16 protein-coding genes are annotated in these 26265 nt (G+C 31.1%); 10 read left to right on the top strand and 6 right to left on the bottom strand.

Annotation, left to right across the window (positions count from 1 at the left end):
• The coding region (locus tag GvMRE_RS08505; protein ID WP_172575337.1) for a DnaJ domain-containing protein at positions 1–4980 on the bottom strand (4980 nt) is incomplete at its 3' end.
• Between the two features lie 546 nt (positions 4981–5526).
• Here GvMRE_RS08505 and GvMRE_RS08500 point away from each other — a divergent pair.
• From GvMRE_RS08500 to GvMRE_RS08490, 3 genes are read left to right on the top strand one after another with little or no spacing between them, the layout of a single operon-like run.
• Positions 5527–5859, top strand: a complete 333-nt coding sequence (locus GvMRE_RS08500; protein ID WP_147410772.1) for a hypothetical protein — start codon at positions 5527–5529, stop codon at positions 5857–5859.
• Positions 5822–6187 carry a hypothetical protein gene (locus tag GvMRE_RS08495; protein WP_147410771.1) on the top strand — a complete coding sequence of 122 codons (366 nt, stop codon included), beginning with the start codon at positions 5822–5824 and terminating at the stop codon, positions 6185–6187. The genes GvMRE_RS08500 and GvMRE_RS08495 overlap by 38 nt, the downstream gene beginning before the upstream one ends.
• A complete protein-coding gene (locus GvMRE_RS08490) occupies positions 6171–6545 on the top strand; it encodes an XRE family transcriptional regulator (protein ID WP_147410770.1) in 375 nt (124 codons plus the stop codon). The genes GvMRE_RS08495 and GvMRE_RS08490 overlap by 17 nt, the downstream gene beginning before the upstream one ends.
• 420 nt (positions 6546–6965) lie before the next feature.
• Here GvMRE_RS08490 and GvMRE_RS08485 read toward each other — a convergent pair whose 3' ends face one another.
• A complete protein-coding gene (locus GvMRE_RS08485) occupies positions 6966–7340 on the bottom strand; it encodes a hypothetical protein (protein ID WP_147410523.1) in 375 nt (124 codons plus the stop codon).
• A 70-nt stretch (positions 7341–7410) separates the two neighbouring features.
• Between GvMRE_RS08485 and GvMRE_RS13770 the strand changes: the two genes are divergently transcribed.
• The 5 genes from GvMRE_RS13770 (at position 7411) to GvMRE_RS08465 (ending at position 11536) form a co-directional block, all read left to right on the top strand.
• Positions 7411–7554: a hypothetical protein gene (locus GvMRE_RS13770; protein ID WP_172575304.1), complete on the top strand. Its 144-nt coding sequence runs from the start codon at positions 7411–7413 to the stop codon at positions 7552–7554.
• 493 nt (positions 7555–8047) lie between these two features.
• Positions 8048–9451, top strand: a complete 1404-nt coding sequence (locus GvMRE_RS08480; RefSeq protein ID WP_147410769.1) for a hypothetical protein — start codon at positions 8048–8050, stop codon at positions 9449–9451.
• A gap of 411 nt (positions 9452–9862) precedes the next feature.
• Complete coding sequence (locus tag GvMRE_RS08475) at positions 9863–10828, top strand: IS630 family transposase (RefSeq protein ID WP_147410525.1); 966 nt, start codon at positions 9863–9865, stop codon at positions 10826–10828.
• A 5-nt stretch (positions 10829–10833) separates the two neighbouring features.
• Complete coding sequence (locus tag GvMRE_RS08470; protein WP_147410768.1) at positions 10834–11106, top strand: hypothetical protein; 273 nt, start codon at positions 10834–10836, stop codon at positions 11104–11106.
• A gap of 16 nt (positions 11107–11122) precedes the next feature.
• Positions 11123–11536 (top strand): HVO_A0114 family putative DNA-binding protein, encoded by a 414-nt coding sequence (locus GvMRE_RS08465; RefSeq protein ID WP_147410767.1) that lies wholly within the window; start codon positions 11123–11125, stop codon positions 11534–11536.
• A 227-nt stretch (positions 11537–11763) separates the two neighbouring features.
• On the opposite strand, the gene GvMRE_RS08460 is transcribed toward GvMRE_RS08465, so the two are convergent.
• Both GvMRE_RS08460 and GvMRE_RS08455 read right to left on the bottom strand, forming a co-directional pair.
• Positions 11764–12141, bottom strand: coding sequence for a type II toxin-antitoxin system PemK/MazF family toxin (locus GvMRE_RS08460; RefSeq protein WP_147410766.1), 378 nt, complete (start codon positions 12139–12141; stop codon positions 11764–11766).
• Positions 12119–12379, bottom strand: coding sequence for a hypothetical protein (locus tag GvMRE_RS08455; RefSeq protein WP_147410765.1), 261 nt, complete (start codon positions 12377–12379; stop codon positions 12119–12121). Before GvMRE_RS08455 ends, GvMRE_RS08460 begins: the two co-directional genes overlap by 23 nt.
• 146 nt (positions 12380–12525) lie before the next feature.
• Between GvMRE_RS08455 and GvMRE_RS08450 the strand changes: the two genes are divergently transcribed.
• Both GvMRE_RS08450 and GvMRE_RS14145 read left to right on the top strand, forming a co-directional pair.
• The gene (locus tag GvMRE_RS08450) at positions 12526–19860 is read left to right on the top strand and encodes a Ulp1 family isopeptidase (protein ID WP_147410764.1); all 7335 of its coding nucleotides are present in this window, start codon (positions 12526–12528) and stop codon (positions 19858–19860) included.
• 26 nt (positions 19861–19886) lie between these two features.
• Positions 19887–25097 carry a DnaJ domain-containing protein gene (locus GvMRE_RS14145; protein ID WP_216361637.1) on the top strand — a complete coding sequence of 1737 codons (5211 nt, stop codon included), beginning with the start codon at positions 19887–19889 and terminating at the stop codon, positions 25095–25097.
• Positions 25098–25431: 334 nt separating this feature from the next.
• Here the strand turns inward: GvMRE_RS14145 and GvMRE_RS08435 are convergent, their stop codons facing one another.
• Together GvMRE_RS08435 and GvMRE_RS08430 are read right to left on the bottom strand one after the other, a co-directional pair.
• On the bottom strand, positions 25432–25980 hold the full coding sequence (locus GvMRE_RS08435) for a tyrosine-type recombinase/integrase (RefSeq protein WP_147410762.1): 549 nt from the start codon (positions 25978–25980) through the stop codon (positions 25432–25434).
• Positions 25970–26254, bottom strand: coding sequence for a type II toxin-antitoxin system PemK/MazF family toxin (locus GvMRE_RS08430; RefSeq protein WP_172575336.1), 285 nt, complete (start codon positions 26252–26254; stop codon positions 25970–25972). Before GvMRE_RS08430 ends, GvMRE_RS08435 begins: the two co-directional genes overlap by 11 nt.
• Positions 26255–26265: the final 11 nt, after the last annotated feature.

The raw sequence follows: 26265 nt of genomic DNA, 5'->3' as shown, positions 1-26265 counted from the left end.
GTTTGATACTTTAACTTTTTCCATTTCTTCCCTAATTCTTCCGAAGTTATGTAAAGACTGGATTTCGATTGAATCTAGTTTAAATTTTAATTCTCCTATTTCTCTTTGAAATTCTTCAATTTGTCTTGCTTGGGCGGCAATTTTCTCTTGTTTTATTCGGTTTGCCTCTTTTTCTTCATCTAAATCATTATTGCAATCAATTAACAATCTACTATTTTCTTTACCTTCATCGACTTCTTTTTGTAGTTGGTCAATAACTTCCTCTAACATTTTCCTTGCTTCGGGGAACAAAATCGTGCCTCCTTCTTGGGCTAACTTTTCTTCAATTTCACCAGTTAACCAAGCAGGTTTTTTTTGTTTACCATGACTTTGACCTCATTTATTAACTACTAACTGAATGATTTGCTTCAACTCTTGATTAGTATTTTGTGGTTTTGAACTTTTTCCTTTATTCATTTCTAACTTTGCTTTTAAACTATTCTCAAACCTATCAGCGAGTTTTTGTTGTGATTCAATATCTGTTTTTACTAGAGTTGTTGAACTCCTTTTTTGAAAACGTTTTTGGGAAAATGAAAAGTGACCTGTGCTTTCTCTAGCCGATTTCGGAGTGTGAGGAACATTAAAAGGAGTATTAGGAGAAGAAACATTTCCACTTCAACTTTGTTGCCTAGTAATTGTTCTTCCTTTCTCTATGTTTTCATTTAAAAATTCTGCGATTTTGACACTTCTCTTCTCAACTGTTTTTTTAACAACATTAATCATTTCTTCTAAATCAGCTGTTTCTTTAATTTTTTCTGCTCCTTCTAAACGAAATTTTTCATTAGCTAAATTTTTGATTCTCGCTTCTATGTTCTGGAAACTATTAAACATTTCATCTTTTTCATTTCTCATTTCTTCGAGAAGAGTTTTGGTTTTTTCTACCTTTTTCCCCAATTCTAATTCTTCCTCTGCTTGCTGATTTTTCAACTCTGCGTTAAATTGTTGATATGTCTCTTCTGATTCTCTTTTTTGGAGTTCACGAGCTAAATTATCCCTTTCTATTGTTAAATTTTCGATTTCTTTATCTCTTTGTCTTTCTCTTTGCCCAAATTCATGAGAAACTCCACTTAATTGTCCATTTCTTTTTTTAATTATTTCATTAGAACCATCCCTTTGATCTTTTACTGCTTTAAGTTGTTCTTCAAGAACTCTTTTTTCTCCTTCAATCTTGTTTATCTCTTCTAAATGCTTCTTATCCGTTGGTTCCAACTCGCCCACTTTTAAAGTATTTTCTGAGTCGTATTCATTCATTAAATCCAGTCTTAAAGCTTCTTGGAGTCTTTCTTCTAAAACTACTATATCTTCTTCTCTTTTTTCTAATAATTCTTCTATTTCTCCCTTATCCCTAATTAACCCTTTTTGGGTTTCTTCTAACTCTTCAATTTGTTCTTTCAATCCGGCTACTTCTGCTTCTTTTTTTTCTAAATCTTTTTGAAGTTCAAAAGAATCAACCTGACTGCCAAAATAATTTTTTCTTTTTTGGATGTTTTGGGAAGATGAAATATCTGGACTAGTTGCAAAAGTTGAATTATGTGTAAAACTAGTATTAAAAAAATTATTATCGCTGATAAAATCAAACTCCTCTTTTAATTCATTCAATTCTGCTAAGTGTTGGTCTTGTTGTTCTTGGTAAATATTTTTAATTTCAATTATTTTTCTTAAAACTTTTTGGGTATTTTCTGCTTGGGCAAAATTAGTTTCTTTTTGAATATTAGCTAAATCATCTAACACTTCTCCAATTTTTTTAATAAGGGGGGATTCGGTTGTCTCTGCTGACACTTCAAATTCTTCTTCCTTGTCAGCTGTTAATCTTTTTTGATGAATAAGTAAATCTTTTTTTTTTTTTTCATTTTTTGCCAAAATATTTTCAAGTAGAGCAGAAGTTCTGTTAAATGAATTATTTGCTATTTCTTCTTTATTATCAAAATGATTATCATCAAGAGAAAAAGAAAGTTCTTTTTTATTATTTTCCATGCTATTTATATTTTTAGTAGTAGTAGTAGTAGTAGAAATTTCGGGTGGTTCTTTGGTCGATTTTTTTTCCTTTTCTTTTTTAGTTAAATCGGCAATTTTATTTGAAATCTCCTGGGCTTCGCCTAGTTGACCACTACCCCCTTTTAAATCACTGACATAATAAACAATCTCATCGAATATTTTTTGGCGAATTTTATTTGCTTTCCCTTTGGTATTGATGTCAACATTCTTTAATTTTTCCTCATAGTTAGCTTTTTCGTCATCTCTCAAAACTTTCATTTGGGCACTTTTCAGTTCACTTTTGAGAATAAATTTCTTGTCGGAAGAGAGCACAGAATAATCTCCTTTGGTATTTTTGGCAACTTCCATGATTAAGTTATCTAAATAGTTAATAATGGCTTGTTTTTCTTCAACACTAATTGGCTCATTATTTTCAGAAGGAATAGGATTTTCTCCTGGTCTTTCTGAACTTTCTTTGCCTTTTATATTTGCTGCTATTCCGCTTGAAAATTCGTTAAATAATTCAGTCAACACCTCATAATCATTTGTGTTTGGCATTTCTCGGTTGGTTTTTTTGCCAAACAAAGCCTTTTCGTAAGGAAACAATTCGGCAAAACTTTTATTTTGGTCAAATTCAGGGAATAAATGATAATCTTTTGAGTTTTTGTCTAAGGTGGCTTCTAAACTATCGCAAAAATTAGTTAAAGTTTCTACTGAAATTTGATACCGGTCTTGCTTTTCCGGCCTGATTTTTACTTTTAAGTCTTCCGTGTCAGTAATTTCTTTTTGTAATCACTTTTGAAATGCTATTCAACTAGGTGTATTTTCACTTGCTTCCTTTAATTGTACTTTCAATTTTACTTGAAGAGAACTGATTTCCTCGGCTTTTTCTTCGAGAATTCGGTTAATTAATGCTCGATTAACTATTACATTTTGTTTTATCGTTTTGTATTTGGTTATTTTTCTCACTTTGCCCTTCGCTCTCATTAATTTATCAAGTTCTTCATCACTTCAATCAACTTCTTCCTCCCCGTCCTCAATGTCTTTTTCAATTTCGACTTCATAATTTTCCGTGCTTTTTAACAAAGTCATAAAATCATTAAACTGGGTTGAAAATTCGCTAACATTTTTATTTTCAGCAAGTAATTTCTCGCCTTTTCCTATTTCTTCCTCAATCTCGACTAATAAATTATCTTTGGCTTTTTTTATATCTCTAAGTTTTTCGCTTATTTCACCCATAAAATCCGCAGAACTTTTATATTTTTGGTCGACAATATTTAACTGATTTTTTAATTCCAAGTCTTTGAACTTTTTCTGACAACTTTTAAAGTTATTAAGTTCTCCGAGGTCGTTTTTCAATTCTTCTTCATTTAATCCAGCTTTATTAAAAATATCTTGGAAAAATTTATTCCCTTGTTTAATTGCTTTTGCTACTCTTTTTTCTAATCTTTCTTTAACTTCAATAGAAAACTCAATAATTTCTAAATACTTGCGAGTGTCTCTAATGGCCTCTGGTTGAGTTTTTCCAAAAATTTTCTTAGCATAAAATTCTTCGGCTTGCAATAACCCTTTTCCCGGTTCACTGAATTCTTTAAAATTTTCGAGAGCCCGTTTGACTAATTCTTTATCAAATTTAATTAAGCCTTCTTCTTTATGGTGAAAATCAGAAAAATCATCTCCTTCTCAAATCTTAGAATAATCAGAAATAGTTTCTTCGGTCAAATCATTAACTTCAAATTCTTGTTTTAAAATAAGTTCAATTCTTTTTCCAAAATCGTTATCAACAAAAAGTTGTGATTTGGAGAATTTAACTCATCCTTTTCGATTGAGATACATATCATCATAGTCTTCTCAATTTCTATCTTTCAATAAGCAAAGGTCATATTTCGATTTTTGATGTTCGTTTCCGAGAACTTGGTTAGCATTATTAATTATATTAAATTTTTTTCGGTCGCCACCTTTGTCAGGGTGATTTTTAAGAGAAAGTTCTCGGTAGGCGACTTTAACTTCTTCAATACTGGCTTCTTCTGGTAATCCTAATACTTCATAATAGCGTATAGCTGCGGCTTTTTCAAGTGCTTCCTCATTTTCATATTCTTTCAAAATTTTATTAATATAAAATTCATCTATTCTTAAATTAGCAAGATTATCCTCATTATTAAGTCAAATTTTTCAATAATCATTTGACGAGTTATAAGAAAAATCTTTTTCATTAGCATGATAATTGGCTTCAATGTTAATCAGGTCAATTAATAAGGGGGGTTTATCGGCTAATTTTTTAGTGAATATCTCCATTGATTTTTGCTTGAAAAGTTTAGTCTTTGCTTTTCACAATGCTCTGGTATCGGTGGTTGGTATTCGTAATTCCGCTAAATAGTCTTCTCATTCTTCATCGGAAACCTCAGCAATAGAATAACCTTTTTCATTCGCTTTCATTTTCTCTAAATCAAAAAAATCTTTCTTTTCACAAGCCACACAAAGAGGAGTTAAAAGGTTGGTTTTCACTCAGTCTCCAATTTCTTTTTCATTTTTGCCTAAACCTCCCATTAAATAAATTGTGTTAAGCCAATTTTTGAATATTTGACCTTGCTCGGGTAAAAAGAAATCCATTAATTTTTCAGTATCTAATTCAGTATTTTCAATGCCATTTTTTACTTTTTGGATTTCTTTGGTAATGAATTCTTTTAAATCTTGGGAAACAAAATTTTCAATTATTTCTTGGTCTAGTCCGGCAATTTCCGTCTCGGAAACTCCAAAATTAATTTTATAGTCAATTTCTTCTTTTTTGCTTTTAATTAAAATGTCGTAGGCATCTTGGAGTTCTTTAAATTTTTGTTTGTTGTCTTCGGAACTATTATTTTTGGAATGGTGTTCGAGAGAAAGTTTTCAATAGGCTTTTCTGATTTCAATTACCGAAGCATTTTCTTCTAGACCAAGTACTCCGTAGGCTTCATTTATTTTTGTCATTATATATATTTTACTACTACTACTACTACTACTTTTTTTATCATAATCTAAGAAACATATAAACAAAGTTCTTTATAACAATTCCACTCTTATAATCTCCAAAAAATATATAAAAAAGGTTCTTAAAAAATGGCAACTAAAAAATAATTTTATTTATTTTATAAATAAGCGTTAATTAGCAGGTGAAAAAATTGCCCTTTTTTCCTCATACTTGGTTTCAAAAAAGTCTAAAAATATATTATGGATGTTCTTATCCAGTTTTAGTTTACCAAGTAAGAAGTTAGTCGGTGGTAGTCGCCTATCAATCTTTTTACTCTAATCCAATTAGGGATTTCAAAAGGTTGACGCTAATCTTTCGTGCCTAGAACTTAGGTATCCGAACCAGGTTGGGAAGTTCCTAGTAGACTAATTTCTAACTAGTTTCTAACGAACCTTATTGCTAAGTCGTCTTCGAACTGCCTAACTTTTTATATTGTTATGGAAACTTAAAATAATTGAAAACTTTTTGTGGGGTTTTTTTTTTAGTTCCATATTAGAATTTTATATATGGTTGGTGCGATAAATGGAGATAATAAAAATATTAGTCAGAAAGACGAGAGTATGCTCTTTTATCAATTAAAGAAGTTTGAAGTTCTAATGAAAAGAAGAGCTGGGCAGTATTGTGTATTTGATTACGGAAGAAACAAAATTATTCCTAGTGGAGAACAAAAAACTCATAACGAGTATAAAATAGCCAAAAATAAACAAACTAAAAAAGTTATTGATTGACTAAAAAAAGCCAATGCTATTTTACAGAAAGAAGACCCCTTGGGAGGAAAAATATTAGTAAACAGTAAAGCAAATGCCCGAAAAACTAAAAATAACTTCGTATCCGTGTAAAGATTGATTAGGCAAGTCTTATTTGCTAATTAATAATCGTCAAATAAATTTATTAGAAATCAGCGACCATTATCAGCAAAAACTTGGTTGGGAAAAGATTACCCATGATTTAATTAAAGAATTTGTCAAACAATTAGACAATGACCGCTTTATTGCTGAACGCCGCAAAGGAAATTGAGAATACTATAAATTCGAGCCGGTATATTATAAAGATAAAACTTACAAAATGATTTGATGTCTAAAAGATAGGGTTTCGCTAATTAGAATTCGCACTTGCCATCGCACTAAAAAAAAATATACAAAAATTAAATATGATGGAAAAGAATAATGTTGCTTTCCTTGATCATGAGGATATAATTAAAGAATTGTCTAGTCATAAGTATAAAAAAGGGAATATTGGTTTATCTCCTGATGCTTCTTTGGAAAAAAGAACGAAATATCGGCTTTGTAAATCCATTTTGGCTTATCAACAAGATAATAAATTATCCATTGCCGAAGCGACTAAAAAACTAGCTATTTCCGAAAAAAAGTTTTATGAAATTGGGCGAGGAAATATTAATCGGTTTTCTTTGGAGGAATTATTATTTTACTTGGAAAAGATTGCTCCGGATTGTGAACTAGGGATAGTTAAAAATTCAGAGTATCCAAACAGGGATGTTGGAGTAAGTTGGCAAATTAAAAATTAATTATAAATGTTTATTCTTAGTTAATTTTCATTTATCAAGCAGAAGGCTAGTCATCGTAGCCAACACCTAACTTTTTTATTTCACATTATAAGCTATCTGTTGGTCTTTCGTGCCTAGAACTTAGGTATCCAAACCGTTCCGGAAGTTCCTAATTAGTAGTGGAAAACTAATTAGTTATGAACTGCTTAGCTTTCGTATTCGCTTGTTTTATCGTTTAAACAAACGACAGAGCCAATGAATTAAGCCCTGTGCTATACTTATTAATAATGATGTTTAGTGGTATAGCAAAAGATTAAAAATATCATTATTAGGAAATACCTGATGGATGATGATTATTTGGTCTACAACCGCAAAGGAACATTTATGACTGAAAAAGGTTATTTAATTAATTTACTACATTATTCAAATTAAGCGTCGTTTTTATTCTGAAATTGTTCCAGTATATACATAGGTTCTCATTCTTTGTTTTTTCTTTGGATCTTTAATAGTTTCTCAAAATAATTCTTTATTGTAATAAAGGGCTAAAAGACAGGCATCGCATACTTGATTGTCTTTCTTCCTAGCTTCTTTATCTTTTCAAAACTCAAGATTATCAGCTTCAGGATTAGTTCAGTATTCTCAATTGTTTTTTTTGCTATATCCTTTGCTAACTACCACATATTTAATAAAAAAAGTTTTTTTACACTGAAAGCACTTAACTTTTAAAGGTTTAGGAAGTCCTCTTTTACTTACTAATTTAGACAACTCAGAAGGTTCTTTGTTTTTAGAAAACTTCTTATATCATTTTCGTTCCATATAGTTTTTTTATACTATTATTTATGTTTTTATAACTTGGAAATTACATTATTCATAGACAATTCTAGGGATGATTCCTAAGACAAAAGATAAGACAATTCCTAAGAACAATACTAAAATTTTATATATGGAAAAAATATGAGTATGATTAGCACAGCAAGAGAGAGAGAGAGAGAGTAGTTTGGTTTGAAGACCGCAACAATTCTCGCAATAACAACAATTCTAATAGGAATAATCAAAATTCCAGTGATGGAAATAATGACAATCCTAAATGTAGTAGATGCCAGATAAATGAAGCCCAACATGCTGGTTTAAGTATAGAAGGAGAAAAAATTTGAGATGGTAATCTCTGTGACCCATGTCTTCAAGAATTATTAAAATGCCAAGAGTGTAAAACTAAATCTTGTGTAGGAACAGATGGTAAAATTAAACAAGTAATTAAGGATAAAAAAAAACTTTATGTCTGTGAAGATTGTTATAAGAAACTAAAAGTTGATGAAAATAAGGTTGCTGAATTAGAAAGGAAACTAGATAAATATCTTGATACACAAAATAGACAAAATATCAAGCAAGGTTTAAGTAAAGAAGAACTAATAGCATTTAAAGAACTTTTAGAAAGTAATTTAGATGAATATCAAAAAGCAACTCCTGAATTAGAAAAGGCATTAAGAGGAAAGCAACAACATGGTCGCCAAGCAGGCTGTTTTTTGTCTGAAATTGAACATAAAATTAAAGCATTAGAAAAAGAACAAAAACCTGAAAACACTATTGATGAAAAACCCAAAGAACAACCAAAGCCCACAAATCCCAAATGTGATATGTGTAAAAAAGAAACTAACAAGTTAAATAAACTATCAGACCTTGTTGGTCCTGGACCTCAAGAAAAACTTTGTGATGATTGCTTTGAGAAGTTTAGAAAAAACATGAATAAGCCAAACCCAAACAGAAATAACCCTAACTTAAACAGACGCAAACATATTTGTGAAAAATGTGATATATCCTGCTGAGTTGAAAGTGAAAATGCTTATCTTTACAGAACAATAAGGTATGAGTATTATGACCCTTATGGTAATTTCAAGAAAGAGGTTCATATTTTCAGTGATAAAAATTGTTCTTGTGCTGAGGAATTTAAAAGAAATCACCAACAAGATTGTGGTTACTGTGGCAAAAGAGAATGACCTGAGATGAAAAAAGGTTGAGCTATAGATTTTGAACTAAGAATAACATTTTGTTCACCAAGTTGTAATTATAAATATCATAAAGAACTAGCAGATAAAAGCATATGAAAGTTATCTGAAAGAAACCAAACTAAACAAAATAATTCTGCCACTTTTGAGGATGAAGATACAAACAAAGATGCTATTTGTAGTAAATGTGGTGAAACAAACTTAGGTGGTTATTGAACTGGTAGCAAAAAATATGATAAACTTTGTAATGATTGTAAAAAAGAAATTCATTTTAAATGAGAAGGCTTAAAAGGTTCAGAATTATATCTTTGGGTTTGAGAAAAAGGCAAAGTCGTTCTAGTAGAATCTGGTCAGCCTAATAGTGATAAGTATGTAAAAACCAAAGGATATTATACTGTAATATGATATGAAATTCCTAATTGTTGTTTTGGTGAATGTAAGCATCCTAATACAACAAAGACAAAATCTAGTTCACCAAAACCTAAACTTACAATTGCTAAATTTTTAGCTAAGAAAACTAAGTTATTCCCTGTATCGTTGACTTTATCTGTTGATGATAAATCTAGTGTAAGCAAAGCAGAAATAGAAAAAAAATATTCTGAAAAAGAAATCTTAATTCTAATAGCACTTAGCAAAAAATTAGAGAAAAAGACTACTGTGCTAGTCACTGATAAAGAACTATATGAGGAAGAAAAGGAAACGGCTAACTTATTTTATGAATTAGCTAAAAGTAGTGAAGAAAAAGCAATGAAAACTTTTGAGGATAAATACGGCAAAGGTGAACTAGATGCTTTATTGAGTGGTAGTCAAGAACAACAAACAAAGAAGAACTATTTGCCTTGAATAATTGGTGGTGGATTAATAGCAAGTGCTATTGTTGGCAGCTTAGTGTTTTATTTTGTAAGCAAAAAGAAAAAAAGTTAGTAATAAATTACTAACTTACATGAGGAATATTGTTATCAATTTTTCATAAGGAACTTTATGAAACGTTAAAAATAATATATACCGACCACTCTTGGGCGTGTAGTTCTTTGATTGGTTCTATCTACCCCATTTGCTTGGTCGGTATACATGACTAACTAGGTTTAGATGTATGGTCACTTTTGCTTCCAACCATATATTCTAGTTTCTTAGTTAGTCCTAAAAATGAGGATAATGAACCTTGGTAGCATTCTTTTATTTTAAATTAGGTTATTATCCTCGCTTAATATAAGACAAAAATAGATTTTCAATAATTATCTTATATTCTTATTTTATAAGCAGAAAGAGAAAATTTGATTAAATTGACTTGTTTTTTTTATCGTTAAAACTAAATAGAGCGTAAAATATAATTATATGAGTAAAGAAAAGTTTTATATAGTAAGGTGTAAATCATCACCACAAAAGGGTTTGTCAACCCAACAAGAAGTTGTTAACTTTTGCCAAGTTAGCGAAAGAACTCTTCAAAGGTGAAGAAAGAATAATGGTTTAAAGAAAAAATCAGGACGAAAGTCTAAGATTGATAAGGAAATAAAGAAACTACTACTTGATTTTATTAAAGAAAACAATACTAAAAACCAGCAGGCAATGGCTAACTATATTTGTCAGCAATTAGGATTGAAGATAAGCCAACCTACTATTTCTCGATTTTTGAAAAGGGAAGAAGTTACTTATAAGAAAGTTGCTTATCAATACTCAGAACAAAAGCCAAAAATAGAAGAAATCGAATTATTTAAAAAGAAAGTCAAGTCTCTGCCTTCAAATTCTTTTATTTTTGCTTTAGATGAGATGTCTTTCCATCTGAATGAGGCTCCTAGAAGAGGCTATTCTTACAAAGGCTCACGAGCTATTTCTCATCGACCTGGCAATAAAGGCTCTAACATAACATTTGTCCTTTGTATTCAGATTGTAAAAGAACAAGGAATAATTAGCTATGAACTATTTGAAGGTGGATTGGAAACCCAAAGATTTCACGACTTTATTGTTAACCTCAGGCTTCCACCAGATAGAGAACATTATCTGATAATGGATAATGTGCCAGTTCATCGGGCTAGACAATCCTGCTTAGATTTAGGTCTAGTCACGATTAAAGAACTGTTGAGAAGTAAAGCGATTATACCACTTTATCTTCCACCGTATACTCCTCAATTGAACCCAGTTGAGTTGTGTTTCAATTTCCTTCGACAGCACATTGAAAAGTATCAACCACGAACTTTTGAAGAGTTAGATATATTTTTAAAGCAAGGAATAGAAATTTTAAACCAAAAAGACTTGACTAAGTATTTAGAACATTGCTTAAAATACTATTCAAAAGATGGATAAAAGTAATGAATAGAGTAATAAGAATGAGACTTTGGCAATATCCTCATGTTAAGGCGACAGAATTTCCTGAGGGTTATCAATTAAGTTGAATTGTTTTTAAGTTAATTAACAAAAGAGAACGAGTATTATTTGATAATCATGTGGGCAAACCGCCACATTATCATGATAACGAAAAAGAAGTGTTTTTTACCTGAAAGTCTTTGCTAGAAACTGAAAAATGTTTTTCCAAATGGTTTATCAAAAATTTGGTTATTTTAATTATGAGTAGTTATGAGTAGTAAAAATATAAATAAAATGGAATTAAGCAACAAAGCCTTTATTTTCTGCTATGACCCCTATTTTTCTCCCAAGCAAATGTCTGTGGAGTTTAGGGAAGTAATTCATGGCAAAAAGTATTTGCAACCCGAAAATGTAATGATGGCGAATGATTTAGCTGTTATTCATCAAATAATTAGCAAAGCTCGTTTAAAAGTGTTTGCTTGTATAAAGGAAAATAAGCCTGCTAATGTTCATAAGTTAGCTCATTTACTCCACCGTGATTATACTAATGTTTGAAGAGATTGCCAAGTTTTAGCGAATTGTGGCATTATTGAGTTGAAAGAAAAAGATAACGAGACGCAACCAATTTTGCTTTATGAACAAATTGTTTTGGATTTTCCTAGTAGAGAAAGAAATTTGCCAGGAAGCGGAGTAATTGAGAGAGTTTAGGTTTAATAAATATTTGATTCTTAAATTGCTTTATATATGATTTGATGTCTAAAAGATAGGGTTTCGCTAATTAGAATTCGCACTTGCCATCGCACATTGCCAAAGTGGCTAATTTAATCATTCAACTGTCGGAGCTTACTTGGGTGATTTAAACCTTTCCATTAGGGAATTTAATGTCTTAGTCAAAGTCAAGATAAGTAAAAATAAACTAGCTTTTGTAATTATTATTAATCTAAATCCAAAATTAATTTTATTTTTTCATTAATTTCTTTCACTTTTTCTGGGCGGAGTTCTCCTAAATATATTGCTTTTTCTAGAAAAGTTTTTTTTCTAAGCATATGGATAACACTAGCACTTACTTTTATTTTTTTGTTGGCTATCTCACAAGCAACTTCAAAAAACTTTCTCACTGTTTCGACATTTTGACTACTGGCCGTATTAAAAATTACATTGCTGGAAAATTTATTATGCACTTTTCCGCTCAGAATAACCACTAACGGGGAAACATTTTCTTCGGTCTTTTTCAGAGGGTCGAATCAATAGACTTCTCCTTTGCTGACGGTAGATCGAACATTGTCTTTGTTACTCTTCTTCATTTTTACCATCTGCTTTTATTTTGCTTTGGTGAATAAGATTTCAACTTTCAAGCTGGTGGTCTCTGTAAGTCTTTTCTTTCACACAATTTTGGTAATCATTAGCAATCTCTTTTTCTTTTTCTTCTACTCATTTTTCGATTAGTTTATTAACAATTTCGCTGATTTTTCCCGAAGGAATTATTGATTTGAGACTTTCATAATTATTTTTCTCAATAGTGACCGTTAAAGTTACTTTCTTATTTGCCATATTAAAATTTTAAGTTGTTGCTTAAATTTTTTGCTTAGTGGAAGTAAACTTAATACTACGACATTGTTTTTTTTTGTTTCTGGTTAATACACATTGAAAATTGTAAAATGTATAAGTTAAATTGTAAAATGTATAAAATTTAGTATATGATAGCGAATGAAAAAAAAGTTGAAGCATACAAAATTTTAGAAATTGCGGATGACAACAAAATAACTGAATTAGAAGAATTAAGAGAAAGGAACAAAGATAAATTTATTAAAGAAATTGAAAAAGCTCGCCGAAAAGTATGGGCAAAATGACACCCTGATAACACTAGTAGATTTGCGAAAGAATTAATGGAAAGATTTATCAAATTTAGGCTTGAAGAAACTGGTTGTAATTTACCAGACTGTTGCGAGAAAAATGCCTTAACCAAAAAAATTAATCCTTGTAGTGATGAGTGTAGGTTAGCCTACGAAAAGTTTATGGGTCACTGAGAAAAAATCGACCAAGCTTATGAGATTATCATGGGCAATAAAGTCGAAGAAAAAGCAGAGGAAATAATTTTTGCTAAGAACAATATTATAGAAACTGATTCTAATAAACCACTTTGAAAAAGAAAAGATGAACTAATTGCTTGAATTTACAGATGACTAGATGAAATTAACGAAGCCAAAAATGTTGGCGAAAGTGAAAACCATAAAAGAGGAGAATTTATCAAACTAAAAAAAGACTTTGAAAACTTTTTTAAACCCGAGTGGCAAAGAGAAATTCGAGGTAAAAAAGCTAATTTTACCCAAGCCAATTATGAAAATCTCGATGATTATGTTCTCCACTTAAACAAAAATAATTTTGAAGTAGCTGGTTCTCACTTGGCTCAGAAAATCATGACTTTTTGGATTAAGGAAAATTGGAATCGCTACGGAACATATTGGGAAGAGAAAAAAATAGGAGATTTTTTTAGTTTCAAAAAGATTAGTGAATTAAAAGTTGAAAGTTGAAGACGCTTAACTGATACCATGAAAAAGATTGTCGAATATTCACAATTTAGCCCTGCTGACCGTTTTAATATTACTATGCTTTTCCAAATTAATAAACATAATCTTTCCCGACTCGAAGATGAAGTTGATTGGGAACATATTTTGGAAGATTTAATTGCCGTCAATAAAAAGCTTTGCCGAAAAGATAATAGTCATTATAATCGTTATCAAGCCACCAAAAATTCGATTGAAGATGCCAAAAGAAGACAGAAAATTCGTTTGCATCGACTAAAAGACCAAAAGGCAAAAAAAGAATTTTTGCTCCAAAGAGGGTTCAAACCAGAAGAAACTGCCTGTTGGCACAAAGAAGATTTAACTAAGTTGAAGAAATGGTATGAAGAAAGAGGAGATAACGATAAAGAAAGTGAATTAATAGAGTTAGAAGAATGATACAAAGTCGAGGAGGAAAAAATCAAGCAAAAATTTAAAGCCGAAGTGATTGAAATTAAAAACCATTCTGAATTTCCTGTTTCCTTAGAAAATTTTTTACACCTTCAAGAAAAAGAAAAATCAGTTAGCGAAAATGTTTTCAATGATTTTAGTTTTATCAAAGATTTTCTTGCTAAACGAGAACGTGAAAGAGTAGTTGGAGGAATAAGTGCTTATCACGGTGATAAAAATGAAGAAACTGAACATCAATTCAAAGCAGTTTTGGACGACTTAGTTGACATGTATGAACTGACTGCTGACCAAAAATATGATGCTTTATTATTTCGTATTAGAGACCAAAGGTGAGAGCGTAGAGATGATACCGAAATTAAATGAGGAGCCGATACCGAATACGAGATGATAGAATTAATCAATGAAGTTGTCAAGTTGAATGGCTCACAATTAACTAACGACCGGAGCAAACAAAAATTAAATAGTGAGCTAAACAAAATGGGAGGAGAAAGAAAGAAACTTTTTTTCAAAACTGGCGTGGCGAAGAAACTAATCACTGATTATCAAAATGCTCCATTGTTGCTTACCTCCGGTGAAGAGTATATTGACCAAAAAAAAATTGATGTTAAAGAATTAGCTATCTCTTTTGAAGAAGAATTTAATATCGAGTTTGGTTTAGAAGACCAATCTCTGTTAGAACAAACTATTCAGGAAGTAGTAGGGGCTTGTCAAGTAAAACTAATTGAATGAAACGGAGAAACAGGAGATTCCGAAATTTCTTCCCAAGTGGTGAAAAAAAATTTAAAAAGAAATTTAGTTCAAACAAAAGAAATTTCTCCCCGATGAGATGTTTTGACTAAGTCAGCATACTCTCAACAAGAAACTTATAATTTACTAGCGAAAAATATTTTTAATATTGCTAAACTTTCTTCCCAAACAGTTGACTCTCTAATTAGACAAGAAAATGAAAAAAGAGAAAATTGACGAAATTTCTTTACCGAAGAAGAGAAAAAGCAAATCGTTGATTCAGCTGAAGAGCGAAGAATAAATTTTGAGCTTTCTGAACGAGAGTGGCAAAATCATTTGAGCCAAGAACGAGAATTAATTGCTAAGCTAATCAACAAAGACTATCAGTTAGTGGAAGAAATACGTAAATTGCTAAGCAAAATGGAAATTGCGACTTCCCAAGACAAGAGATTCTTAGAAGAATTTAATTATCAAATGCCAACTGAGATAAGAAAATATATGGCAATTCTAGATGAAATTGAGCAAATAGAATCAGTTTTTTCTACCGATATCTTAGTGGATAAAAGTCGATTAGTATTAGAAAATGAAATTCTTAACGAATTTTCGGCTAAGGTAGAGCAGTTAAAAGAAAAAAATAATGCTTATGCCAAAGAGGCTAGAAAAGCCTTAAAAATATTAAAAGGAATAAGCAAGGAAGGTCGCCAGGCATATAAAATTCCAAAAAAAGACAAAGGATTATTGGTTCCTGAACCTATTAAACATGATAAAGTCTACCAATCATTAATTCAAGGAAATCAAGAAACGATTAATAAACAGCAAGGATGACCGGAGAAAAACACCGAATCTGAAACTGTGATTAAGGGGTCAACCAATACTCCTGCTAAACCTAGCAGATTAGGCGAAATAATTACTTCCCAATCTCGTTTTTCCGACCCTGATATCGGCTGACTAACGGATGATAACCTTAATTATATCCTTGGTAATCATGAAATTATTCAACAAGCTTTAAATAGCCAAAACCAGAACGATAGAAAATGAAAAGTTAGAACTGACCTAGCTAATATTTACCATTGCTTTTACAAAGCTAAAAATAAGCAAGAATGAGGCATAGCAGAATTTCTCCAAGAATTAGAACTAGACAAAACCAAATACACTATTTTTCCTTTGCGGGTATCCGGAAATCACTGAGGCATGTTTATTTTAGAGAACGATGGAGGAAATAAGCGAGTTTATTATACTTCGTCGGGTGGTGGAGTGGAAAGAGAAGTAGAACAAATCAAGCCTTTAATTGAACAAGTTATGGGAAAGGAAGTAGTCGAAAACATGCTAATCATTGAACCAATTAGTAAACAAAATAATGGTTATGATTGCGGAGTTTATTTGGTTTTCTATATCCAAGAATTACTTGCCACCGGTAAACTGGAACTAAAAAACTCCATTACGGAAGAAAAATGTCAACAATTCCGACAAAAATGAAAAGAAAAGATTGGTGATAAATGGTGCTGGTTAGATAATTTAGGAGAACAAGATATTAAGGGTAATGACAGGGAATTACTTTACCTTGTTAGCAAAAAAAAAGATGTTCCTCTCATTTTTGAACAACCAAGCACCAAAGAATTGATAAATACTGGAACCCAAACTGAACCGATACAAGAACAAGGCGGAAAAGAAAAAGAAACAAGTGACTCAAGTCAAATTATATTCAGGGAAGTAAACCATCACCTTATCTGAGAAGGAATTGTCAAAATTAGGAAAATACTCAACCATCCTTACATAAACAAATTAGAAAAATCGGAATTAAAATTAAGGAAAGATGAGAAATTAGCGGAAGGAAAAAAGGAAATTTTGGATGAAATAGCACGCCTGATAGCTTCCGAGTTGTCCGTAAATCAAAGCATCAAAACTTTATCTAGGTTAATAAAAGAACATGACGATTTAGTGACTATAGAAAGTTATTTGCAAAATTTAAGAACCGATCGAGTTATCGATGAAAATGTTCTCCAAAATTACAAAATTCTCGGAGAAAGGACAGCTAAATACGAAAATTACTTCCTAAATAATCCTATCAAAAGAACCGAAAACCAAGCCGCAAGGAAAAACGAAAAAGTTGACTTTTGATGACAAGCGGCTCTTAATGAGTCCAATCAACAAAAAGTTAAAGATTTAGAAAATAAATCTGAAAATCATAACCCCGATAACGAAACTATCCAAACCGATGAGAAAGAAGAATCGTTAATAAAAAAAAATCCTCCTCTAGCCAAAAAACTCCCCTGATTAAAAAAATTACTTAATTTTGAAAAGAATGAAACCGAGGAAAAGAACTTTAACTCTTTATCAAGAGATACAACTGAGTTAGTTAAAAGAGAAGTGCTTGCAGAGCTAAATGATGCTGATTTTATTTGGACTTTTTACCATAATTCGTTATTGGAAAAGCTTTTCCATGAAACAAAAATTAGCTCAGCAAAAAGAGAGATTTATCAGAAATTGAAATTATTGAAAAAATACCATGATTTCCGAAGTGCCGGGGGACCAGCTGGTTCTGTTACTAACGAAGAAATTGAAAAATTCATGGGTAAATATGAAATTAAACGCACGATTCTAAATACTTTCAATCCTACCCAATATGGAATAGGCTATAACTACATGGCTCAGCATGCTACAGAAATAGTGGTTGACCAAGGAGTTAATGAAGAAAAAAGCCAAGAGTCCACTTATTCTAATGTAAAAACCCAAGTTGGAAGTAGCCCAACCGAAGAACAATTTGAAGCGGAAGAAAAATGAAAGGCTGAGGATCAGGAAAAGCTAAAAGAGTCAACGAAACAAAAAGAGTTTGATAAACTGAAAAATGAAATTGATGAATTAAACCGCAAATTAGAAGAAAAAAACCGAGAAATCAAAAATTTCCAAGTGAAAATAAATGATGGAGAGGAAACAAGTCAAAATTTACAAAACGAGTTAAACTTACTCAAAGAGCAGACAACTCGTCTACTTCTCCAATTTAATCATTTGCATTCTCAATACAATCGCGAGAAATCAGAAAGGAAACGCTATGAATGAGAGCTAATGGATAGTAATTGGGAATTAAATAGTTTGGCAACGAAATTAAATCAAGCAGAAGAAAAATACAGCAATTTGCAAAATCAATTAAATCAATCACAACAAAGATTACAAGAAGTTGAGCAACAAGTAGAAAATTTAACTAACGAAAATAATGTCAACAGTTTAGCCGATTATTTATTCAAACAACTCAAACAAGCAATTAAAAATCCACTAAAAACAACAGCTTTGATTACTGCCTTTTTGGGAACATACAAGATTGGTTACCGACAAGGATTAAATTCAGTTAATTCTTCTATTTCCTCCCCAGTATCAGACTTAGTTATAACTAATAATACTTTTACCGAAAATACTTGTCCTTTTTATCCTTATACGGAGAATTGAATATCTTTTCCGAATAGCAAATTAATTGAATTAAGACAAGACTATACTAACTGTCGAGCCGAATTGAGTAATTTAACTAATGAAATAAGCAAGTTTCCCAATATCACCAAAGAAGAATACGAAAACTTATTAGTCAAACGGGACAACTTGAATACTACGGTTGAAGATTATCATAAACTACAAAGCCAAATAATTAACCTCCAAAATACTCCGAAACAAACTTTTCCTGAGACGCAACTGATTAATGAAAAAAAGATAACTGAAAGAAAAAATATTACTTTGCCAGCACAAACTATTGTCGAAGAAGTTGTTTTTCCTGTCCAAACTCAAAATAATACAAATACAGAGCCTCTGTCCCCAGAAACTTCGTTTGAGAATTACACCGAAAATCAGCAAATAGGAACTTTGCCACAAGAGACCGAAACTCAAATTGTAAAAGAAATTGAGCCGGCAATAACTTTGACTCTCACTCCGAATACGGGAATAGTTTCGCAAACAGAAATGGTTACTGAAATTCTTCCGATGGAGACTAAGACCACAACCCATAATTCTGCTACTACTGAGACTAGCACCCAAAATATCACTCTTCCGGTTCAAGCTTTGACAGAAACTGAAATAGCTCCTTCACAAACCGCAAACATTACTTCTAATGAAACTTTTTCCTCCGAAATTCTAACGCAAGTTGCTACCGAAACTTCACCAACTATTACGGAAAAATCAACCGAAACCAGTCGGCTTACGACAATGGTTAACGAAACCATAGAAAATCAAGAAAAAATTCTTACGGAAAAAGAAAAAGCCAAAGTTGCTGACAAAAAAAAATCAGATGTCTATCAGAAAACTCAAAAAGAAAAAGATGCTTGCCGAGCCAGACAGAACCAAATTCTCGAAGAATTAACTATTGAACAAACTAACCGCTCCCAAACTCAACAAAGCTTAGCGGGAAAAGTAACTCAGTTAAACCAAACCGAAATGGAATTAGCCACTGCCCAAGCGGAAAAAGAAGAGCATAATCAAATTCTGTTGAAAGAACTAGAAAGTATTCTTAAAAATCAACCAAAACAAACTTCTAAACTAAATTATCAGCTAACCGGTTGAGTAGAAGACCTGGAAAAATATTGAAAAAAGCAAAATGCTTCTCTTGAAGAACAATTAAGAAACGAAAAACAAGCCCACCAACAAACTACAAATGAAAGAGATAATTCTTATCAAGAGCGAGATAACTACCGCACCCAAGCCGAACAAGCTAAAACCCAATTAAATAACCATGTTTGCCCAACTATTAATCAGGTTAATTGTTCTCATGCTGATTATGAAGTAATAAAAACTGAAAGGAGTATTTTAGCAACGCAATTAGCCGCTGTTCTTAACGAAAAATCAGCCATTATTCAGCAAATAAATACTTCCTTAAATCTAGGTTTAAATCAGCCAAGTTTAGAGCAAGTAATCACCAGAATTCAAGAATTAATCAACAAACCCCCACAAACTATTTACCAAGAATTAAACAATAATGAATTAAAACAAGCCCAAGAAACCATTACCAAACTGAAAAAGGAACTAAAAGAAATTCCTTTTGGGGAAGATTTAGCTAAAATTAAAGAAATTGATTTAAAAGGTATCAAAAAAGAATTAAATATTCAGTTATCCCCGCAAGCAATTCAACACCTAGAACAAGCCACCACTTACCAACAATTTTCTACTGCTCGCAATGCCGAAATTAAAAAGCATTTACAGCAAGACCTTAATAACTTAGCCGCAGTTAATCAGCCAAAAGAAATAGTAGCTCAGTCCATAAATAAAGAAAGAATGGTTTGGCTTGGTTTATTACTAACTGCTTTATTAACTATTGGAGGATTATTAATTAAAATAAAAATAAAAAAGAAAGAAATATAAAAATATAGATAAATATATGAAGTGTCATGAATGAAATCAAAAAAATCAAGGAAAAAATTTTCCAATCAAGTCAAGAAAAGGAATTTTCTATAACAAAAAAGAATAGCTTAATCATTAAGATTAAAAAAGTCTTTGAAAATAATATCAAGGATTTAAATAATTTCCTTGAATCTGCTAAAATTTTGCTAGTGCAGAGAGAGAGAGAGCAAGTTAAAACCTCCCACGAGAAGCCTGAAACCGAGAAGCCAACGGTAAGCCTCCCAGTTCAAAGTTTTTTTAAATTAGATTTACAGTTTTTTGGAGAGGAAGTAAATTACTACCAAATATTAGGAATAAATAAAAACGCAAGTCTAGAAGAAATAAAAAAGGCTTATAATAAATTAGTCTTACAATGGCATCTTGATAAAATAGGACAAGAAGGTCATTTAGCCAAAAATCAAAAAGAAGCCGAGGAAAAAATGAAAGAAATCAATGAGGCTTACACAATTCTTTCTGACCCAAAGGAAAAAAAACTCTATGACGACAAAATTGAAAGTGATAAAAATGATGGAACTTGAAAAAAACATGTAAAAAATCTTATTAATAAAATTAAGAATCAAAAGATAGTTGATGAGATAATTGATGAGTTAGCAAGTAATAAAAAAAAAGAAGACTTAGAATTAGTTGCTAAGTATGGACAACAACTTTTAGAAGAAAACGAGAAATTAAAAGAACAAATAACCGTCCTTAATGAAACATTAGAAAAAAAACAATCCGAAGATGAATATTACCAACTTGTTTACGAAAACAGTGAAAAAGATATAGAAATTAATGAACTTCAAGACCAAATCAGAGAGTTAAAAAAAAAACTCAGAAAACAAGAAAAAGATACTGAGAAAATAAGAGAAACCTTAGATGTCTTAGAAAATGGTCGAAAACAATCAAAACAAATAAAAGAGAAAAAAATAAAAGGTTTAGAAGAAAAAAATCAAGAATTAGAAGTTGATAACGGGGTTTTAAGAAGAAAAATTAGCACTCTTCTCAATACTCAAGACACTCTTCAATTAACAAATAGTCAATTGAACCAAGATAATAATAGATACCAAGACCGAATTAACTATTTAGAAGATGAAGAAGGAAAAATGTGAGCTAATTTTGAAATACTAATTAAGGAAATAAATGAAAAAGATAAAGAAATTGAGAAATTAAAACAACCATATTTAGAATTGGAAATTACTAACAGCGAAGAAGAAAAAGTTATCAAAAGAGTAGATGAACAAAAATACAAGGAATTAGAAAAGCAAAATCGAATTCTTAAAGAAAACAATAGACAATTAGAAAATCAAGTAAATAGCAGTTCACTGGGTGAAAACATTTCCCATAATTCTTCTTCTGTTGATGACAATTCTTTCCCAAAAGGCAACATTTTTAGAGAGGTTAATAAAGAAATTGACAAAGTCAAAAAAGAATATAATCAAAAAACATTCAATGAAGTATTAAATATTCTTGGTGTAAAAGGAAAGAGCGAAAATAAAGACCATCAGTTATCCCAAAGGAGTAGCAAACAGGGTAATTATTCAGATGAAGGTAGATATTTTTCTCCACAACCACCGTTAAAACCGTTATCTCTTATTATTCCAAAGCATCAGCCAACCAAAGCAATAGATTTTCCTTTTGGACAAGGAAGTTCTGGTAATGATAGTAGTGACAATTATCCTTCTAATCCTAATTCTTCTTCATACTCAGAAAACATTTGCGATAATTATTTTGATAATGAACTTGCTAATGTTGCGGAGCATGAAAAAGTGAAGAGAGAAAAGAAGCAATTGGAATTCTTGTATGCCAGTGGGTCTTTGGAGCTAGAAAACAAGACAAAAGAAATAGAAGAGTTAAAAAAATCAGTAACTAAACTATCCAAAATGGTTGAGGAAAACAAAAAAGAGAACCAAGACCAAAAAAATAACAACGCAACTCTCAAAAAAGCCTTAAATGATTGAGCCGCTAATATTCACCAACTAGAAGAAGAAAAAAACTTATTAGAACAACGAACTGAAGCCACAAAATCAACCAACTTTTTAACAACTCCTTCTGATAGCAGTATTCAAGAAGAAGAGGTTAATCAAGAAAATTCCCTCGAAGGAACTAGTGATTGAGCAAAAAAAGCCCTAAAAGAAGCCAAAAAAATTCAAGAAGCATCGGAAAAATCTCTTAATAATTTAAGAAAAACAAAAACTAGTGAAAGACTAGCCAAATCTTTAACCAGTTTAGAAAATACAATAGAAAAAAACAAAAATGACTGACAAAATGCTCGGAACGAACTGGGGGAAGAATTTACGGAAATACCTCTTAACCTAGAAGATTTTACTTTTGATTCCGATAACTCCAATGAGAACAGCAATGAACTCTCTACCGATGACATTTTGGAAGAAAATGATGAATTAGATTACAACGATTCCCAAGTTAAACAATTAACAGGACTTTTAGACCAAGTAGAAGCACAGATTCAACAGGATAAACAGTTGGATGGTGCCATTTCCGGAAGAAAAACCCCGCAGGAGGGACATTTTGAAAGTTTACAAAGAGATTTAGAGCAAATGAATGATTACTTTGAAGAAGTTGGAAAAAGGTGAACAGATTTTTTTGATGAAGCACAGAATATTGTTTCTATACAACAACAAAAAGAAAAGTTGAACATGCTTTTAGAAGAAAATGATACAGAAATAAACTCTGAAACTGAAAAAATTGCGGAAAATCAACAAGCGATTAAGAAGCAAGAGAAGAAGTTAAAAAAAAACATTGTCAAAGAAGAAAAGAAATTTAAAGAAACTCAAAAAGATTTATCAAAAGGAAATATAGGTAAAAAACTCACAAAGGGATTAAATAATTTTAAACAACAAAACTTAGAAGGTAAAAAAAAACAAGAGGAAGAATTTAATAGAATAAAGTGAGAATTGGAGAAAAAAATAAGGAAGAGTGAGCATAAAATAGCCAAACTTAAAGAAAAAAATAAAATTCTTGTAGAGTGTTTAGAAGACACTCAACAATTAGAAAGTATTTCCTTATCTCAATCTGGTCGAATACAACAGTTACAAAAAGAATTAAATAATTACCAATTGTCCTACATTCCGACAAAACAACAACAACAACAACAACAACAACAACAACAACAACAACAACAACAACAACAACAACAAAAATTAGAGGATATTAAAAATGAATTACTAGAAGCAGCAGAAACGGCAGGCAATAGTTCTAATTCAAGCAAAGAATTTAGTGAATTAGTCAAAAAATACTTCAAAAATTTCCAAGAACTTGAAAATGATAAAGAAAAACAAAGACAAGAATATGAGGAAAAAATAACTAAACTAAGTTGGGAAAAAAATAAATCTCAGGAACTTTTAAAAAAACTTCAAAAAGAACTTGACGAATTACAAAAGGAAAATTTAGCAAGAGAGAAAAAGTTTCAAGAAATCAAGCACAAGGAAACGAACATGGAAATTGAAGAACTCAAAAGAAAAATAGGGTTAGCAGAGCAAGAAATTAAAAGATTAAACAAAAAAAATGGACATCATAGAACTAGTAGTGATTTCTTCTTTTATTATTCTCCTCGGTCAGCAACACCAATTCCAGATGAAGAGAAGAATTCAGCCGAACCCAAAGGTGAAAGTGATAAGATATGTAATATTCCTTGCCATGAGACATTAGAAGAAAGAGTTAAAGAGTTAGAAACTGAATTAGAGAAAGCCCAAGCAGAAAATAATAATCAATTAAATAAATATCTAGATACTTTACAAGAAGATTGCCAATATTATTTACAAAGGGGAACCATGCCTAAAAGATGAGATATTTACTGAGAAGAAGCCGCAAATACTTTAAATGAGTTTAATCAAAATCAAGTTAAAATTGGCTTGCAAAACATTTTAGATAAATTAAATTTCGAAGCAACTGAATTAGATAGTATGGATAGAAAAGCCCGCCGAGGGCATTTACAAGAACAATTAAAGAAACTTTTTGATAAAGAAGAATCCCAGACTGAGGAGAACGAGCAAGTAATTGCTGATAATAAGGAAAATTCAGTTCAAGACGAACAAGAACCAGAGGAAGAAAATCAGAAAGAAAAAGTAAAAGAGTTAGCCGACCAATTAAGCAAAAATTTCGCAGAATACCAACAATTAAAAGACGATAAAAAAAATTGAACTAATATTCATGCTAATTTTACCCCAGAATTAGTTAAAAAATGGCAACAACAAGGTTTAAGTTACGAACAATGCCACGACTGAATAAATATTCACAACCCCAAAGACCAAGAACAAGCCATTCAAAAACCCAAATTTTTTGCTTGATTGACTTTTGTAATTGAACTTACTCCTGACGAAATTTTAAATGACAATAGTATTAATTTAACCGATTTAGAGCAATATTTTCAACAGTATAAGGAAGAAACTAATCCTCAACGAGTTATTATAGATTTAAAAAAAGAATTAGAAGAAAAAGAGAGTGAACTCTTGAAACATGAAGTTAAAATTAAAAATGATGGTGAATTATTAGAAAAATTAGGCAATAAAATAGAGAAACTAGAAGAAGACGTAGATAATTGACGAACAGATTACAATAATTTAGAGGACGAAAAAACCGAAGTAGAAAATGAAAATCAAGAACTTAATCAACAGTTAAACCAACAAAAACAAGACATTTTAATCTATCACAAGGCAGCTGATTTAAGAGAAAAAGATATAAAAAACTTGGAAGAATTATTGGAAGACTATGAAACTAATGAACAATTTTTTGATGCTTCCGAAGAAGAACAAGAAATTTTTTATGACGCTGAAACTGGTGAAGAAAATACAGAGGATACTCAATTAGAAGTTATTGATAATACTCAACAAAAACAAATGAGTTATTGAGAAAAAATAAAAAATCAGACTCAACAAGTAGGAGAAATGCTTAATAATACTTCTAAACAAGTTAAAAGTTATCTGGCTAATACTGATGGTAAAACCTGAAAAGCACTGGAAATTTTAGCATTAAGCGGTGGTTCTGCTTATGCTGGTTATCAAACTTATCCTTATTTAAATTCCATTAGTCTGCCCTCTAATCAATTAAATTTTAACGAGAATTTAGTAAATAATTTTACCAATCCATTTAATAATCCTAATAATTCAACTCCTCNAGTCAATACGAAAGGTTCAATTCTTTCCAGTCTCTTTTGCAAGCAAGCTAGTAAGTATTTGCACTTTTTCCGTAAGTTCTTTTTTTAACTTTTCCTGATTTTGGATAGTTTCTTTTTTGTTTGCTTTGCCAGCAGTTTCTACTCACGAGGTAACTTCTTCATTGTTATCTAAAAATTCTATGGCTTGGCAAGAGAATCCAAAACTAGTTTTTTTACATTTTAAAAAGCAGACTTTCTTTTCTGAGGAATAATCTTGCAAATATTTTTCCCCAAAAGAGCAGACAAACCTACCTTCTTTATTCTCTAAAGTGGCTTTGTAGAATTTCATGAATTGAACTTCGTGGTAAATTGGTTTGCTGATAAAGCGAGCTATTGTTTTTCACATGGTTTATTTAAGTTTTTGTTATAGTTGATTTTATCCATTAAATTGGCTTAAACTTTAATAAATTCTCTAAATTGCTCCCTTTCACGTACAAAGCGGTAGTTCTCACATTAGCATGTCCTAAAACTTTTTGGAGTACTGGCAAAGGCATGCCACCAATGGCATTATAAGTAGCAAAACACCTCCTTAAAGTATGGGGGGCAAACTCTACATTTTTCGGAATATTTAAACTCTCTTTTGCTTCCCTTAAAAACTCAAAAAAATTAAATCTATTAGTCTGATTTGGTTTTCAATTATGACTCTTCAAAACCTTAATAATCTCTGGAGCCACGTAAACGTATCTTTCTTTACTTCCCTTGCCTCTCAATAAATATAAACCCTTATATTCCAGGGCAGGATGTTCTAAATTGTAGTCAAAACTCAAAGCTTCACTGACTCTTAATCCTGCCTTTCAGCATAAAAGAAACAAGCAATAATGGATTCATTTTTTGCTTTCATGTCTTTTGTTTTTGCGATTAACTAAATAATCATGAACCTGGTTAAGTAATTGTTGACTAGGAAGTTGTTTTAGTGGCTTTTTAGTTTTCATTATTTTCCTCTAATTCACAAATAAGATGAAGCAATTGGCTTACTTCACTCATTATCTCAAGCGAAACTTCTCCTAATTTACCTCACTCTCATTTTATCCTTTTCTTACTAACTGAACGAATTTGTTCGGGTAGAATAGTTGATTTCTTGCCAGCAAAGTTTATTTCTAAGTGAAAAGGAACAAAAGGAACTGGTTTAGAAGTCATGGGAATAATGACTATTCTACTGTGAAAAGTATTTAGCCAATTGTTAGNAAGCGAGCTATTGTTTTTCACATGGTTTATTT

It is taken from the genome of endosymbiont GvMRE of Glomus versiforme (assembly GCF_003546845.1).
The sequence above is the reverse complement of the archived record's forward strand: the minus strand, read 5'-3'. Positions and strand labels throughout refer to the sequence as shown.